A 14644-nucleotide genomic window follows, 5' to 3' on the forward strand; every position below is an offset into this window, starting at 1 on the left:
GAGCGCGCTGCGCCGGGAAAATCCGGTTCCCATCTTGTCCTCCCAGTCGGTCAGGTCGCTGTGTTCACCCGGTATTCGGCGTGCACCAGCTCGAGCAGCTCCGCGACGGAGGTCTCACCGGACGCCTTGTCGAACGTGATTTCACCGTGCTGCAACAGGTTCACGCGGTCGCACACGTCGACCACCTGGCTGTAGTTGTGTGCGATGAGGATGATCGCGATGTCGCCGCGCTGCTTCAGCTGGGCCAGCAGGCGCAGGATCAGCCCGCCCTCCTTGGCCCCCATCGCGGCGAGTGGTTCGTCGAGCAGCAGTAGTTTCGCGTTGTTCGAGTACACCGAGCGCGCCACGGCGATCGCCTGCCGCTGGCCGCCCGACAGCCGGCCCACCTCGGCGGTGACCGACGGGATGTTGATGCCGACCGCGTCGAGCGCCTCGCGGGCCCGGCGCTTCATCTCCTTGCGCTTGAGGAACGGCAGTGGTTTGTGCACCAGCTCCTTGTTCAGGTGGAGGTTGAGGTAGACGGGCAGGTCGTTGACCATCGCGAGGTCCTGGAACACCGTCTCGATGCCCATCGACCGCGCGTGCGTCACCGACTTCAGCTGCACCGGCTGCCCCTCGAACAGCAGCCGGCCGCCGTCGGGCTGGTGGAACCCGGTGAGGATCTTGATGAGGGTGGACTTGCCCGCGCCGTTGTCGCCGATCAGCCCGAGGATCTCCCCGCGCCGCACGGACAGGTTGATGTCGGTCAGCGCCCGGACGGGGCCGAAGCCCTTGCTGATGTGCTCGGCACGCATCACCTCGTCGCTCATGAGTTCCTCCGTGACCCGAGCCGTTTCCGCAGCACCGTGACGTAGACGTTGAGCAGTGCGGCGATGAGGATGGCGGCACCGAGCACCACGTAGAACGCGTTCGCGCTGATACCGGTGAGGTTGAACCCGTCGTAGACCAGGCCCAGCAGCAGCGCGCCGAGGAACGCGCCGAGCACCGTGCCGGAGCCGCCGAGCAACGCGGTGCCGCCGATGACGGCCGCCGCCACCGCGTAGAACATCGTGTTGAAGCCGCCGTTCGTCGGGTCGTAGGAGCCGACCCGCGTGCCCTGCAGGATGCCGGCCAGCCCGGCCAGGCCGCCGGTGATCGCGAAGCAGATCACCTTCACGCGGTTGGTGCGGATGCCCGACTCGGCGGCGCCGACCGGGTTGCCGCCGGTGGCCTGCGTGGCGATGCCGAAGCGGGTGGTGGACAGCACCACCTGCATCACGGCGACGACCACCAGCGCCCACAGGAACTCCGACCAGCCCCAGCCGCCGAACACCGACACCACCCAGCTGTCCGTCGGCGCGCTCACCGGCGAACCACCCGAGATGATCAGCGACAGCCCCCACAGCAGGAACGCCATGCCGAGCGTGGTGATGAACGACGACAGCCCGAACAGGGTGTGCACGAGCCCGTTGACCATGCCGATCGCCGCGCTCACGACGACGGCCCCGATGACCGCGAGCAGCAGCGGGAAACCGTTGTTGTAGAACAACATCAGCACGAACGGTGACAGCGTGAACACGAACCCGGCGGACAGGTCGATCTGGCCGCAGATCAGCACCAGCACCTCGCCCGCCGCGACGATCGCCCACGGCGCCACGTACTGCGCGATCGTGTGGTAGTTGTCCGAGGTCGCGAAACCGGGCCCGCTCGTGAGGCTGAAGTAGATCGCCGCCGCGATCGTCACGAGCAGGATGCTCAGTTCCTTGATCCGGATCAGGCTCAGCAGGAACCCGCCGTCCGGCGGGCTCGTGCCCGGCTCCGTGCGGCCGGGGCGTTTGCCGGTGAGCGCGTCGGTCATGCTCGCGGTCCTCCGCTATCGGGTCAGCGTCGTCGCCGCGGGCAGCGGGATCGACGCGGGCATCGGCACGAGGTCGGTCTTCGGGCCGCCCTCGAACTTGCTGTTCGCCGACAGGTAGGGGCCGACGTTCTCCTTGGTCACGAACGTCAGGCCGGTGTCGGTGACCGGCGGCGCCACGAGCGTGCCGGACAGCCGGAACAGGTACATGTACAGCACCGGCAGGAAGCCCTGCAGGTAGGCGGACTGGTCGATGGTGAAGTCCAGCGCGCCCGAGTCGACGCCCTTGAGCGTGTCGGCGAGCGTGTCGTACCCGCCGGCGTGGATCTTGCCCTGCAGGCCCCGGTTCGCGATCAGCTGCGCGATGGAGGCGGTGCTGCCGGCGTCCACGGCGTAGATGCCCTTGGCGTCGGTGTGCCCGTCGTAGGCGGCGGTGATCGCGTTCAGCTCGTTGGCCTGCTCGGCGCCGGTGTTGATCGACAGCACCTGCACGCCCGGCGCGGCCTGCTTGAGCGCGTCGGTGATGCCGTCGAGGCGGGGCTGCACGTTGTTGCCGCCGGGCTGGGAGATGCCGACGAGGATCGTGCCCGACGTGACGTCCTTGGCGATCCGCTGTCCCATCTGGAACCCGGACAGGTAGAGGTCCTGGCCCACGTACGTGAGCGGGTAGTTACCGGGTGCTGTCGCGTTGTAGGCGATCACCGGGATGCCCTTCGCGAGCGCCCGTTTGGTCGGCTCGACGAACGCGTTGTTGTCCGTCAGCGCGATCGCGATGCCGTCGACGTTGCCGTTGACGGCGGTCGAGAACGCGTTGGCCATCTCGGACACGTTGCCCTCGGCGGAGCCGGTCCACTGCGGTTCGGGCAGGCCCAGCAGCTTCGCCGCGTCGGCCATGCCGTTCTTGGTCGGGACGAAGAAGGAGTTGGTCGTGACGTGGTTGATGAAGGTGAACCGCCACGCCGGGGTGCTGGGGAACGCGCCGGCCCCGCCGGAGCCGGAGTTGCCCTGCACCCCGTTGCACGCCGTCAGCAGTGCGCTCGCGGCGACCGCGCCACCACCTGCCCCCAGGAATTTCAGTGCGGCCCTCCGAGAGGTCGCGGCCTGCGCATCGCTCATGTCAACCACCCATCCACTTCGGCGGGGAACCCGGGTTCTGCAGCGTGCCTGAATCATTCGATGATTCAGCCAATCAGTCAAGGCTCGATCGGGGAGGGGGAGTCACCCGGGCAAGACCGGCCGTTTGACTTTGTGGATATATGATTTGAGGATTACTCCGTGCGCATGACCAAGGAGGGGCCACTCGGCAGGCACCGGACCATCCACGGCAGGGTCGTCGAGTGGCTCGGTCACCGGATCGTCTCCGGTGAGCTGCCCGCGGGCAGCAGGCTGCCCAACGAGGCCGAGCTCGCCGCGCAGCTCAACGTCAGCCGCGGTGGCGTCCGCGAAGCGGTGAAAGCGTTGGCGGCCAAGGGATTGGTCGAGGCGCGGCCGCGGCTGGGCACCCGCGTCCTGCCCCGCGAGCAGTGGAACCTGATGGACCGCGAGGTGATCAACTGGCATGGTGAACTGGCCAAGTCGGACTTTCTCACCGACCTGCTCGAACTGCGGCTGATGGTCGAGCCCGGCGCCGCGCAGCTGGCCGCCGAGCGCGCGACGGCCGAGCAGGTGGCGGTGCTGACCGACGCGTACGAGCGGATGGCGGCGCACGCCCCTCGGCTGCCCGAGCGGGACGACGCGTTCGTCGAGGCGGACCTCGTGTTCCACCTGACGCTGCTGCGGGCGAGCGGCAACCAGCTCATCGAGCAGCTGGGCAGGCTGCTGGAGACCGGGCTCTACCACGGGCTGGAGGCCAGCTCGCACGCACCGGGCGGGGTCGCCGCGACCCTGCCGCTGCACCAGGCGGTGCTCACGGCGGTGCGCGGGCGGCGGCCCGTCGCCGCCGCGCGCGCGATGCGCAAACTGATCGAGACGACGACCGACGCCGTCCGGCGGATGGGGGAGGAGCAGTAGTGTCCACTGTGGAGCAGGTGACCGATCCCGTTGCGGCGCACGGGGAAGGGCCGGTGTGGCACGCGTCGTGGCCCGGGCTGCGCTGGGTGGACATGCTGGCGGGGGACGTGCTGGAGCTCGACGCGGGCCAGGTGCGGCGACACCACGTCGGCACCGTCGCCGCGGCGCTGCGGCCCCGTGCGGACGGCGGCGTCGTGCTGGCGGTCGAGCGGGGTTTCGCCCTCGCCGACGCGTCGCTCACGGAGGTCCAACCACTGCCGGAACTGTGGCAGGACAACGACATCCGGATGAACGAGGGCGGCTGCGACCCCGACGGCCGGTTCTACTGTGGATCGATGTCCTACCGCGAGGAGGCCGGGCGCGGCAGCCTGTACCGGCTGAACCGGGACGGTTCCACGGAAACCGTGCTCACGGGCGTCACGATCTCCAACGGTCTCGCCTGGAGCCCCGACGGTGGCACGGCGTACTACATCGACACGCCCACGCACCGGGTCGGCGCCTTCGACTACGACGGCGAGCTGACCGGACGGCGGACGCTGCTGGAGATCCCGGCCGAAGCGGGTGCGCCGGACGGGATGACCGTCGACGCCGATGGCCGCCTGTGGATCGCGCTGTGGGGCGGCAGCGCCGTGCGGTGCTACCGGCCCGACGGGACGCTGGAGGACCACGTCGAGCTGCCGGCCAGCCAGGTCACCGCCTGCACGTTCGGCGGCGCGGACCTCGACGAGCTCTACATCACGACCTCGCAGCAGGGCGTCGACGGGCAGCCCGAGGCCGGTGCGCTGTTCCGGTACCGGCCCGGCGTGCGCGGGCTGCCGGTGCTGCCGTACCGGCGCGACTGATTTTCCTTGTACCACAACACTTCGTGAGCATCGTCCGGATCGGAACCGGCCTACACTCGCGGATGTGGCCGAGGCGCCGAGAACCCGGGGCAACCTGCCGGCGGAGCTGACCAGTTTCGTCGGCAGGCGGGAGGAGCTGGCCGCGACCAGGAGGCTGCTCAGCGCCGCCCGGCTGGTCACGCTCACCGGGGCGGGCGGCGTCGGCAAGACGAGGCTGGCGCTGCGCGCGGCCACCGTGCTGCGGCGTGCATTTCCCGACGGCGTCTGGTTCGTGCGGCTCGCCGACGTCACCGAGCCGTCGCTGCTGCCGGTGGCGATCACGGCGGAGCTCGGGCCGGCCGCGCGGGAGGCCGGCCTGTCCGAGCACCTGCGGGACAAGCGGCTGCTGCTCGTGCTCGACAACTGCGAGCAGGTCGTGCACGCCTGCGCGGTGCTCGCCGCGAAACTGCTGTCCGCCGCCCCGGAACTGCGGATCCTGGTCACCAGCAGGCAGATCCTGCGGGCGGACGGGGAACAGGTGCTCGTGGTGCCGCCGCTGCCGCCCGACGGCGACGCCGTCGCGTTGTTCACCGAGCGCGCCGCCGCGGTGCCCGGCTGCCGCCTCGGCGACGGCGACCGCGAGGCGGTGCGCCGGATCTGCCGCCGCCACGGGAAAGCGCACCGATCCGCCCCGCACGCAGACGCTCGAAGCCGCCGTCGCGTGGAGCTTCGAGCTGTGCACGCCGCGGGAACAGGAGGTGTGGGCGGCGACGTCGGTGTTGCCCGGCGGGTTCGACCTGGAGGCGGCCGAGGCGGTGTGCGCGTTCGACGCGGGGGAGGTGCTCGACCTCGTCGCGGCGCTGGTGGACAAGTCGGTCCTGAGCCGCCGCACGGGCACGTACGGCCGCAGCGCGTGGTACGAGATGCTCGGTACCTTCCGCGAGTACGGGCGCATCCGGCTCGCCGGGTCCGGGCAGGAGGACGCCGTCCTCGACCGCCGCCTGGCCCACTACGCCGGACTTGCCCGTGAGTTCGGCCAATCGTTCGGTCCCGCCCAGCGGGATTGGCTGGAGCGGCTGTGCCGTGAGCAGCAGAACCTGAGCGCCGTGGCAGCCGACGTGCGGGCGCTGCCGATCGTGACCGCGTTGCGGGACTTCTGGGCGGTCGCGGCACCGGGCGAGGGCCGCCGCCTGCTCGCTGCGTCGCTGGACCACGCGTCTGGACCACTCCGTGCCCGGGCGCTGGAGGCGGCCGCCTTCCTGGCCCTGTGGGAGGGCGCCGCGGAGGCGGCGCGCCCGTTGCTCGGGGAGCTGCGGGCCCTGCTCGCCGAGCACGGCGACCGGCGGCTGCACGCCGGGTACGCGCAGTGCAGTGGCTTGGCGCGGTTGTGGAGCGGCGACCTCGCGAGTGCCCGCGCGCGGCTGGGGCGCGCACTCGCGGCGTACCGCGGGCTCGGCGACGAGGCGCAGGTCTGCACGACGCTGGTCCTGCTGGCGGTCGTGGACCTCCTCGACGGCCGGTCCGGGGCGGCGGCCGACCACGCGCTCGCGCTGTGCGAGGCGCGGCAGGCGGACTGGTCGCGGGGGTACGCGCTGTGGGCGGTCGCGATCACCGAGTGGCGCCGGGGCGGGGGCCGCAGGGCCGAAACGCTGCTGCGGCAAGCGATCTCGCTGCGGCTGCCCGATCGTGCACTGCTCGCGCTCGCGGTGAGCGCGCTCGCCTGGTGCGCGGAGGCAGACAACCTGCCCGAGCGGGCCGCCGGTCTGCTCGGCGCCGCGCACGCGCTGCGCCGTGAGTCCGGCGAACGGTTGCTCGCGGAACTCGACGAGCGGTGCGCCGAGCGGCTCAGGCGCTCGCTCGGGGCCAAGGCCTTCACCTCGGCGTTCGACGCGGCCGCCCGGGCCGGGACCGGGGAAGCGATCGCGCTGGCGCTGCGGGAACGCAAGGAGCCGGTGCCCGCCGGCCCGCGCCCCGGCGGGCTCACCCGCCGGGAGCGCGAGATCGCCGGGCTGGTCGCGGACGGGCTGAGCAACCGGGACATCGCCGCGCGCCTGGTGATCGCCCAGCGCACGGCCGAGACGCACGTGGAGCACATCCTCGCCAAGCTCGGCTTCTCGTCGCGCGCGCAGATCGCCGCCTGGCTCGCGGCCGGTGACGGAAGTACGTACCCCGCTCCGTAGAACTCCCGGTTCGCCTGGCGGACCGGCGGCGCATCCTGGAGCGGCCACCTCGAGAAACAGCCGGCGCCGACCGTCCTCCCCCTCGGTCCGCCGGCGGGCGCGGCGGCGTGCCCAGCCTGCCCGTGACAGCACGTCGCCGCGCTCCCACTCCATTCGGTGACAGGATGTTCACGCGAGTGGACCGTCGAATTCACAGGAAACTGTCAGAAACAACCTGGAGAATGGAACTCACCGGATCAGGTGAGCAGGGGGAGGGGTCGGCGTGCGCTGGAAGCCCGTCGCGTACACAGCCGTCGGGCTCGTGTCGGTCCTCGTCCTCGGCACCACCGGTTACGCCTGGACGCAGCTGGGCAGGCTCGCGAGCGGGCTGGCCACCGCGGACGTCATCGAACCCGCCGCCCAGCTGCCCAGCAGCAGCCCCAACGTCCCGGTGCCGGAGCAGAACATCCTGCTCGTCGGCATCGACTCGCGCACCGACGCCCAGGGCAACCCGCTGCCGCAGGACGTGCTCGACCAGCTGCACGCCGGTGACGGCAGCGACGGCGGCGACACCACGGACACGATGATCGTCGTGCACATCCCGGAGGGCGGCGGCGAGGCCACCGCGATCTCCATCCCGCGCGACTCCTACGTCCAGCTCGCGGGCGGCTACGGCAAGCACAAGATCAACGCCGCGTACAGCTACGGCAAGCACGCGAGGTACGAGGAGCTGACCCGGCAGGGCGTGACCGGCGCGGCGCGCGAGCGGCTGGCCGACCAGGCCGGTGCCCGCACCGCGATCCAGACCGTCGAGAACTTCACCGGCCTGACCATCAACCACTACGCCGCGGTGAACCTCGTCGGCTTCTACACGCTCAGCCTGGCCGTGGGCGGGGTGCCGGTGTGCCTGAAGGAACCGGTGCACGACAGCTACTCCGGCGCGGACTTCCCCGCGGGGCGGCAGACGCTGTCCGGCGCGCAGGCGCTGGCCTTCGTCCGGCAGCGGCACGGGCTCGTCAACGGCGACCTCGACCGCATCGCCCGGCAGCAGGCGTTCCTCGCGAGCGCGGCGAAGGTCGTGCTGGCCGCGGGCACGCTCGCCAACCCGGTCAAGCTGGAGAGCCTCATCGAGGCGGTGCAGCAGGCCGTGCTCATCGACCAGGGCTGGGACATCCTCACGTTCGCGCAGCAGATGCGCTCGCTCAGCTCGGACGGGCTGACCTTCGCCACCATCCCCGTGCAGTCGCTGAGCATGCGGACGTCGGACGGCGACGCGGTGAAGGTCGACCCGGGGCAGGTGCGCTCGTTCATCGCCACGCTGCTCGGCGACAGCGGCGGGACCTCGGCGTCCACGTCGTCGGAGCCGTCGAGCGTGGCCGCACAGGCGGCGGACAGCAGCACGCCGCCGACCACCGAGACGTCCCTTGTGCCCAGCGCGAACAGCACCGATCTCACGGGCTGCGTCAATTGATCGTTCCGGGAAGAAAATTCCCAACCTACTTTCGCCGGGTTTCGTCGGACCACACGATCGGGTGAGACTGCGGGGGCGGAGTCGCGACCCGGTCCCTGTAGCCGAACGAAGAGGGCGAAGTTGATGAAGCGAACGAGCCTGGTGAAATCCGCGGGCGCGGCGGCGCTGGCCGCCGGGGCCGCGCTGGCCGTGTGCCTCGCACCGTCGGCGAGCGCCGTCCAGCCCGTGTCCGACGCGATGCAGCGGGACCTCGGGCTGACCACGGAGCAGGTGCGGGCCCGGCTGGCGCAGGAGGCGCCGGCGATGGACGTCGCACCGGCCGCGCGGGCCGCGGCGGGTGAGGCGTTCGGCGGGTCCTGGTACGACGCGGCGGCGGGCAAGCTCGTGGTCGGCGTGACCGACGCGGCCAAGACCGCCGCGGTGCGCGCCACCGGCGCCGAGGCGGTCCCGGTCGCGCACACGCAGGCCGCGCTGGACGCGGCGAAGTCCGCGCTCGACGGTCTCGCCGCGCCGAAGGACGTCACCGGCTGGTACGTCGACGAGCAGGCGAACTCGCTGGTCGTGACGGTGAAGTTGGGCACGGCCGACCCGGCGGTGCAGCGGTTCCTCGACCAGGCGAAGGCGACCGGCCCCGTGCGCGTCGACTCCGTGACCGAGACCCCGCGGCTGTACGCGGGCAGCGTCGTCGGCGGCAACGCCTACTACATCAACAACGCGGCCCGCTGCTCCGTCGGCTTCTCCGTCCGCGGCGGGTTCGTCTCGGCGGGCCACTGCGGCAGCGCGGGCGACTCGGTGACCGGCCCCGACGGCTCCGCGATGGGCACGTTCCAGGGCTCGTCCTTCCCCGGCAACGACTACTCCTACGTGCGCACCAACTCCAGCTGGACCCCCACCGCGCGGGTGAACGGCTACGGGCACGGCGACGTCACGGTCACCGGCCACACCGCGGCCGCGGTCGGCGCCTCGGTGTGCCGCTCCGGCTCCACCTCCGGCTGGCACTGCGGCACGATCCAGGCGACCAACCAGACCGTGAACTACGCCGAGGGCACGGTGTCCGGGCTGACGAAGACCAACGCGTGCGCCGAGCCCGGTGACTCGGGTGGCTCGTGGGTCAGCGGCAGCCAGGCGCAGGGCGTCACGTCGGGCGGCTCGGGTGACTGCACCCGCGGTGGCACGACGTACTTCCAGCCCGTGAACGAGATCCTGTCGGCCTACGGCCTGACCCTCGTCACCGGCTGAGCGCGGAACGAAAAGAGGCGGGGCACAGCCGGTGCCCCGCCTCTTCCCGTGTGTGACGGCTCAGGTGGTCGCCGGGATCCACGCGCGTTCGCGCGCGGCGAGGCTCGCGCGGCGGCGCAGCCCGGCGAGGCTGTGCTTCGCGGGGACGAGCAGGGCGGTCAGCCAGGTGCGCCGGTACTCCTCCAGCGCGAGCGCGATCGAACGATGCTCGACGCAGTGCACCAGTCCCGGTGTACCGAGCCGGTGCCTCCCGACGTGCTTCGCTCGCATCGTTCCTCCGTGTGGGCGACCTTCCGCCGCGCACCGTACGCAATGGACGCCCGGAAGCGGCTGAACCCGCTCGGCGTGTCACCCGTATCGGTTCGATCACGTCAAAACCTCACCTGGTTGAATGCCCGCATGCTGCGCGTGGGGCTCACCGGGGGTATCGGAGCGGGGAAGTCGACGGTGGCCGCCCGGCTCGCCGAGCACGGGGCGGTGCTCATCGACGCCGACCGGCTGGCGAGGGAGGTCGTCGAGCCCGGCACGCCGGGCCTGGCCGCGCTGACCGAGGCGTTCGGCACGGACATCCTCACCGCCGACGGCGCGCTCGACCGGCCCGCGCTCGCGGCGAAGGCCTTCGCCGACGAGGACTCCCGCCTGCGGCTCAACGGGATCATGCACCCGCTCATCGGGGTGAGGACCGCCGAGCTGATGGCGGCCGCGGCGCCGGACGCGGTCGTCGTGCACGACGTCCCGCTGCTCGTCGAGGGCAACCTCGGCGCCGGCTACCACCTGGTGCTGGTCGTGGACGCGCCGGTGGAGGTCCGCGTGCGGCGGCTGGTGGAGGTGCGCGGCATGGCGGAGGCCGACGCCCGCGCCCGCATCGCCGCCCAGGCCGACGAGGCCGCCCGCCGGGCCGCGGCCGACGTGTGGCTGGACAACAGCGAGACCCCCGACGTCGTGCTCGCCGAGGTGGACCGGCTGTGGGCGGACCGGCTGGTGCCGTACGAGGCGAACGTGCGCCTGCGCCGCCCGCGCCCGCCGATGTCGCCGAAGCTGGCCGACTACGACGAGCGGTGGCCGGCGCAGGCCGCCAGGCTCCTCGCGCGCGTCCGGGCCGCCGCGGGGGAGCGAGCGCTGCGGGCCGACCACATCGGCTCGACGTCCGTGCCCGGCCTGCCCGCCAAGGACATCGTCGACCTCCAGCTCACGGTGTCCACTTTGGACGACGCGGACGCGGTCGCGGACGCCTTGTCGGACGCGGGTTTCCCGCGCGCGGGAGGCGAGTGGTGGGACGACCCGCAGGACGGTTCCGCGCAGCGGTGGCACAAGCGGTTCCACTTCGGCGGCGACCCGGGGCGCGCGGTGAACCTGCACGTCCGGTCCCAGGAGACCCCCGCGTGGCGGCTCGCCCTGCTGTTCCCGGAGTGGCTGCGGCAGCACCCGGACGAGCGGGCCGCCTACGCGGAGGTGAAGCGCCGCCTGGCCGACTCCCACGCGGCGGACGGCACGGTGGAGGGCTACGCCTACGAGAAGCAGGAGTGGGTCAACGCGGCCTTCCGCCGGGCGGAGGCGTGGGCGGAACGCACCGGCTGGACCCCCTGAACGCGGGTCAGCGGAACAGCCCCCGCTGGAAGGCGGTGGCGACGGCCGCCGCCCGGTCCTTCACCCCGAGCTTCGCGTACACGTGCAGCAGGTGCGTCTTGACGGTGGCTTCGCTGATGAACAGCCGCGCGGCGGCCTGCTTGTTCGTGCAGCCGTCCGCGATCAGCCGGAGCACGTCGAGCTCGCGCCGGCTCAGCTCCTCCCGCGCCGGCGCCCTCAGCTGACCCATCAGGCGGCTCGCGACGGCGGGCGAGAGCACCGCCTCACCACGGGCAGCGGCACGCACGCCCTGGAAGAGCGCCTCGCGCGGCGAGTCCTTCAGCAGGTAACCGGTGGCGCCCGCCTCGATCGCGGGCAGCACGTCGGAATCCGCGTCGTACGTCGTCAGCACGAGCACGCGGGCCGGGTTGCCGCGCTCCGCGAGCCGCCTGATCGCCGTGACGCCGTCCGTGCCCGGCATGCGGAGGTCCATCAGCACGACGTCGGGCCGCAGCCGGTCCGCGAGCACGACGGCCTCCGCGCCGTCCGCCGCCTCGCCGAGCACCTCGAACCCCTCGGCGCCCTCGAAGATCCCGCGCAGCCCGTCACGCACCACGGGGTGGTCGTCGGCGATCACGAGCGTGATGGTCACGACGCCGCCACCACGGCGGGCAGGCTCGCCGAGACGGCCGTACCGCCACCCGGCTCGGACTCGACCGCGAACGAACCGAGCAGCCGCGCGGCCCGCTGGCGCATCCCGGGCAGCCCGAAACCGCCGTGCGCCGAATCCGGGTCGAACCCCTTCCCGTCGTCGCGGACGTCGAGCGTCACCTGGTCCTCCATGTAGGACAACGTCACGCCGACCCGGCCGGCCCCGGCGTGCTTCGCCACGTTCGCCAGCGCCTCCTGGGTGATCCTGAGCAGGGTCGCCTCGACCTCGGGGTGCAGCGGCCGCACGTCACCGGTGGTGGTGAGCTCGACGGGCACCCCGGTCCGCTCCGCCCAGCGTCCGGCCACGCCGCGCAGCGCGTCGTCCAGCCGGTCACGGGTCAGCGCCTCCGGGCGCAGCGCGTCCACGGAACGCCGCGCCTCGGCGAGGTTCTCCCTCGCCAGCGCCAGCGCGGTGCGCACCCGCCGCTCCCGGTCGGGCGCGTCCTCCGCCGCTTCGAGCTGGGTGATGATCCCCATCAGCCCCTGGGCGAGCGTGTCGTGGATCTCCCGGCTCAACCGCTGGCGCTCGTCGAGGATCCCCGCCTCCCGTGCCTGTGCGAACAGCTGGCGGTGCAGTCCCGCGTTCTCCTCCTGCGCCGCCTCCAGCGCCGCGACCACCTGGCGCCGGGCCTCGACCGTCGCGGCCATCCTGGCCGCGCCGAGCGCGCCGCCGATGATCGCGCCGGTCTGCACCAGCACCACCGTGACGAACAGGAACCCGTGCTCCCGCAACGCTTCCACCGGACCGCCCGAACCGAGCGTGTTGATCAGCAGTGACGTCGCCGCGGTGCCCAGCACGGCCAGCGGCACCGGCCTGAGCCGCAGCGCCAGGAAGAAGCAGCTGATCATGAACACCAGGAACAGCAGGTCCCTCGCCATCAGCACGGCCGCGGCGGACAGCGCACCGGCGAACGAGATCGCCCGCAGCCAGCTGTTTTCGCGGAACCGTTCGGGCGGCAGCCCGTGGGTCAGCAGGAGCCAGACCAGTGCGAGCCCGGCCACCCCGAGCGTGCCGGGGTCGATGCCCTGCACCGCGCTGACCACCACCGACACCAGCAGCAGCACCGGAGCCAGCCACCGGGTGTAGGGCCGCCACAGCGAGTACGTGCCGGACGGCGGCTCCAGCGAGGACGACCAGAAGCTGCTCACCGGTCCATTATCCGTTCACTCCCACCGGAACCACCGTGCCGCGATGCCGCCGCACAGCACCGCGCACGCGGCCAGCGCGAGGAGCTGGAGCGCACTGGCGCCGGTCCCCGTCCACGTCCCGCGCACCGCGTTGAGCGTCGCGCCCACGGGCAGCACGTCGGCCACGTGCTGCAGGAACGACGGCAGCTGCTCCTTCGGCACCCACACCCCGCCCAGCGCGAGCATCGGGAAGAAGGTGACGAGGCCGATCGCGTTGGCCGCCTTGCCCGACGGAGCCAGCGCCGCGATCAGCATGCCCACGGAGAACAACGCGAGCGCGCCCAGCGCGACCGACAGGACGAACCCGCCGGGGTGCTCGGGCAGGGACAACCCCAGCCCGAGCACCCCGACCCCCAGTGCGAGCACACCCGCGACGAGCGCGGCGGCCAGGTTGACCAGCAACTGCGCCGTCAGCAGGCGGCCGGGCGGCACCGGGCTCGCCGACAACCGCCGGAGCACCCCCTTCTCGCGGTAGGTGGCGATGGTCGTCGGGAACAGCAGGACGGCGAGCATCGCGAGCAGGACCGTCACCGCCAGCGGCGCGACGAACGCGGACAGCGCGGGCTGCCCGCCGAAGTCCTCGCTCGGCCGGCCGCCGTCCGCCAGCAGCCCGAACACCACGAGCAGGCCCACCGGGATCGCCAGCACCGCGAACGGCGCGGCCGGGTCACGCAGGAAGAGCCTCGCCTCCACCGCGGTCAGCTTCGTCAGCACCACTTCACCGCCCTTTCCGCCCGGTCAACGCGACGAACGCGTCGTCGAGATCCGCCTGTTCGACCCGCAGCTCGTCCGCGACGACCCCCGTGCGGGCCAGTACGACCGTCACCGCGCGCAGCACGTCGCCGGTGCCGGTCACCACGAGCCGTCCGCCGTGGCGCTCCACGCGGCGCACCTCGGGCAGCGCGGTGAACACCGCGTCGTCGACCGGCGCCGACGGCCGGAACCGGATGCGTTGTTCGGCCCCCACCTGCCGCACCAGCCCGGCCGGGGTGTCCACGGCGACCACGCGTCCGGCGTCGAACACGGCGATGCGGTCGCAGAGCCGTTCCGCCTCCGCCATGAAGTGCGTGACCAGCACGATCGTCACGCCGCGATCGCGGACCCGCTCGATGAGGTCCCACGTGTCGCGCCGCGCCTGCGGGTCCAGCCCGGTGCTCAGCTCGTCGAGCACCGCGACCTCGGGGTTGCCGACGAGTGCGAGCGCGATCGCCACCCGCTGCTTCTGGCCACCGGAGAGCTTCCGGTACGCCCTGCCGCGGTGCTCGGCGAGCCCGAGCTCGTCCAGCAGCGCGTCCGGGTCCGCCGGGGACCGGTAGAACGAGGCGTACAGGTGCAGGACCTCCCCGACGCGGATCCGGTCGGGGAGCTCGCTTTCCTGCAACTGCACGCCCAGCCGCTGGCGCAGTTCGGCGGTGTCGCGGGCCGGGTCGAGCCCGAGCACCGAGATCGTGCCGCCGTCCGGCGAGCGCAGCCCCTCCACGCACTCGACCGTCGTCGTCTTCCCGGCGCCGTTGGGCCCGAGGATGCCGAAGATCTCCCCCCGTTCGACGGAGAACGACACGTCGTCGACCGCGACGCGCTCGGAGTACCGCTTGGTCAGGTGTGCCACCTCGACCACTGTCATCGCCTGTGCCCCCTTACTCGA

At 72.3% G+C, this 14644-nt stretch carries 14 protein-coding genes; 6 read left to right on the forward strand and 8 right to left on the reverse strand.

Annotated features, from left to right (window positions below):
• Positions 1–50: 50 nt before the first annotated feature.
• From BMZ92_RS27025 to BMZ92_RS27035, 3 genes are read right to left on the reverse strand one after another with little or no spacing between them, the layout of a single operon-like run.
• Positions 51–809, reverse strand: coding sequence for an ATP-binding cassette domain-containing protein (locus BMZ92_RS27025; protein WP_091513101.1), 759 nt, complete (start codon positions 807–809; stop codon positions 51–53).
• Positions 806–1837 carry an ABC transporter permease gene (locus tag BMZ92_RS27030; protein WP_091513103.1) on the reverse strand — a complete coding sequence of 344 codons (1032 nt, stop codon included), beginning with the start codon at positions 1835–1837 and terminating at the stop codon, positions 806–808. The genes BMZ92_RS27025 and BMZ92_RS27030 overlap by 4 nt, the downstream gene beginning before the upstream one ends.
• A gap of 15 nt (positions 1838–1852) precedes the next feature.
• Positions 1853–2950 (reverse strand): sugar ABC transporter substrate-binding protein, encoded by a 1098-nt coding sequence (locus BMZ92_RS27035; protein ID WP_091513105.1) that lies wholly within the window; start codon positions 2948–2950, stop codon positions 1853–1855.
• A gap of 165 nt (positions 2951–3115) precedes the next feature.
• Here BMZ92_RS27035 and BMZ92_RS27040 point away from each other — a divergent pair, with 165 nt between their 5' ends.
• The 5 genes from BMZ92_RS27040 to BMZ92_RS27060 all read left to right on the forward strand — a co-directional run bounded on the left by BMZ92_RS27040 (position 3116) and on the right by BMZ92_RS27060 (position 9534).
• Positions 3116–3844, forward strand: a complete 729-nt coding sequence (locus tag BMZ92_RS27040; protein WP_245783273.1) for a FadR/GntR family transcriptional regulator — start codon at positions 3116–3118, stop codon at positions 3842–3844.
• The gene (locus tag BMZ92_RS27045; RefSeq protein ID WP_425425863.1) at positions 3844–4686 is read left to right on the forward strand and encodes an SMP-30/gluconolactonase/LRE family protein; all 843 of its coding nucleotides are present in this window, start codon (positions 3844–3846) and stop codon (positions 4684–4686) included. The genes BMZ92_RS27040 and BMZ92_RS27045 overlap by 1 nt, the downstream gene beginning before the upstream one ends.
• A 737-nt stretch (positions 4687–5423) precedes the next feature.
• Positions 5424–6845: a LuxR family transcriptional regulator gene (locus tag BMZ92_RS38325; protein WP_483860455.1), complete on the forward strand. Its 1422-nt coding sequence runs from the start codon at positions 5424–5426 to the stop codon at positions 6843–6845.
• A 262-nt stretch (positions 6846–7107) separates the two neighbouring features.
• Entirely contained in the window at positions 7108–8295 is a 1188-nt protein-coding gene (locus BMZ92_RS27055; RefSeq protein ID WP_091513110.1) for an LCP family protein, read from the forward strand.
• Positions 8296–8418: 123 nt separating this feature from the next.
• A complete protein-coding gene (locus BMZ92_RS27060) occupies positions 8419–9534 on the forward strand; it encodes a S1 family peptidase (RefSeq protein WP_091513112.1) in 1116 nt (371 codons plus the stop codon).
• A 60-nt stretch (positions 9535–9594) separates the two neighbouring features.
• Here BMZ92_RS27060 and BMZ92_RS27065 read toward each other — a convergent pair whose 3' ends face one another.
• Positions 9595–9804 (reverse strand): hypothetical protein, encoded by a 210-nt coding sequence (locus BMZ92_RS27065; protein ID WP_091513114.1) that lies wholly within the window; start codon positions 9802–9804, stop codon positions 9595–9597.
• 129 nt (positions 9805–9933) lie between these two features.
• Between BMZ92_RS27065 and coaE the strand changes: the two genes are divergently transcribed.
• Positions 9934–11121 (forward strand): dephospho-CoA kinase, encoded by a 1188-nt coding sequence (gene coaE / locus BMZ92_RS27070; protein WP_091513117.1) that lies wholly within the window; start codon positions 9934–9936, stop codon positions 11119–11121.
• Positions 11122–11128: 7 nt separating this feature from the next.
• Here the strand turns inward: coaE and BMZ92_RS27075 are convergent, their stop codons facing one another.
• Genes BMZ92_RS27075 through BMZ92_RS27090 form a run of 4 tightly spaced genes read right to left on the reverse strand, consistent with a single transcriptional unit; the run spans position 11129 to position 14623 of the window.
• On the reverse strand, positions 11129–11752 hold the full coding sequence (locus BMZ92_RS27075; RefSeq protein WP_091513120.1) for a response regulator: 624 nt from the start codon (positions 11750–11752) through the stop codon (positions 11129–11131).
• On the reverse strand, positions 11749–12960 hold the full coding sequence (locus BMZ92_RS27080) for a sensor histidine kinase (protein WP_218153562.1): 1212 nt from the start codon (positions 12958–12960) through the stop codon (positions 11749–11751). The genes BMZ92_RS27075 and BMZ92_RS27080 overlap by 4 nt, the downstream gene beginning before the upstream one ends.
• 15 nt (positions 12961–12975) lie before the next feature.
• Positions 12976–13713: an ABC transporter permease gene (locus tag BMZ92_RS27085; protein WP_091513287.1), complete on the reverse strand. Its 738-nt coding sequence runs from the start codon at positions 13711–13713 to the stop codon at positions 12976–12978.
• 4 nt (positions 13714–13717) lie between these two features.
• Complete coding sequence (locus tag BMZ92_RS27090) at positions 13718–14623, reverse strand: ABC transporter ATP-binding protein (protein ID WP_091513122.1); 906 nt, start codon at positions 14621–14623, stop codon at positions 13718–13720.
• Positions 14624–14644: the final 21 nt, after the last annotated feature.

This window comes from Amycolatopsis sacchari, from assembly GCF_900114035.1.
Lineage (GTDB): Bacteria > Actinomycetota > Actinomycetes > Mycobacteriales > Pseudonocardiaceae > Amycolatopsis_E > Amycolatopsis_E sacchari.

Bases quoted from the DNA above. Each gene is read 5' to 3' on its own strand.
- BMZ92_RS27025 (WP_091513101.1), bottom strand. From the start codon at position 809: ATGAGCGACGAGGTGATGCGTGCCGAGCACATCAGCAAGGGCTTCGGC.
- BMZ92_RS27030 (WP_091513103.1), bottom strand. From the start codon at position 1,837: ATGACCGACGCGCTCACCGGCAAACGCCCCGGCCGCACGGAGCCGGGC.
- BMZ92_RS27035 (WP_091513105.1), bottom strand. From the start codon at position 2,950: ATGAGCGATGCGCAGGCCGCGACCTCTCGGAGGGCCGCACTGAAATTC.
- BMZ92_RS27040 (WP_245783273.1), top strand. From the start codon at position 3,116: ATGACCAAGGAGGGGCCACTCGGCAGGCACCGGACCATCCACGGCAGG.
- BMZ92_RS27060 (WP_091513112.1), top strand. From the start codon at position 8,419: ATGAAGCGAACGAGCCTGGTGAAATCCGCGGGCGCGGCGGCGCTGGCC.
- BMZ92_RS27065 (WP_091513114.1), bottom strand. From the start codon at position 9,804: ATGCGAGCGAAGCACGTCGGGAGGCACCGGCTCGGTACACCGGGACTG.
- coaE (WP_091513117.1), top strand. From the start codon at position 9,934: ATGCTGCGCGTGGGGCTCACCGGGGGTATCGGAGCGGGGAAGTCGACG.
- BMZ92_RS27090 (WP_091513122.1), bottom strand. From the start codon at position 14,623: ATGACAGTGGTCGAGGTGGCACACCTGACCAAGCGGTACTCCGAGCGC.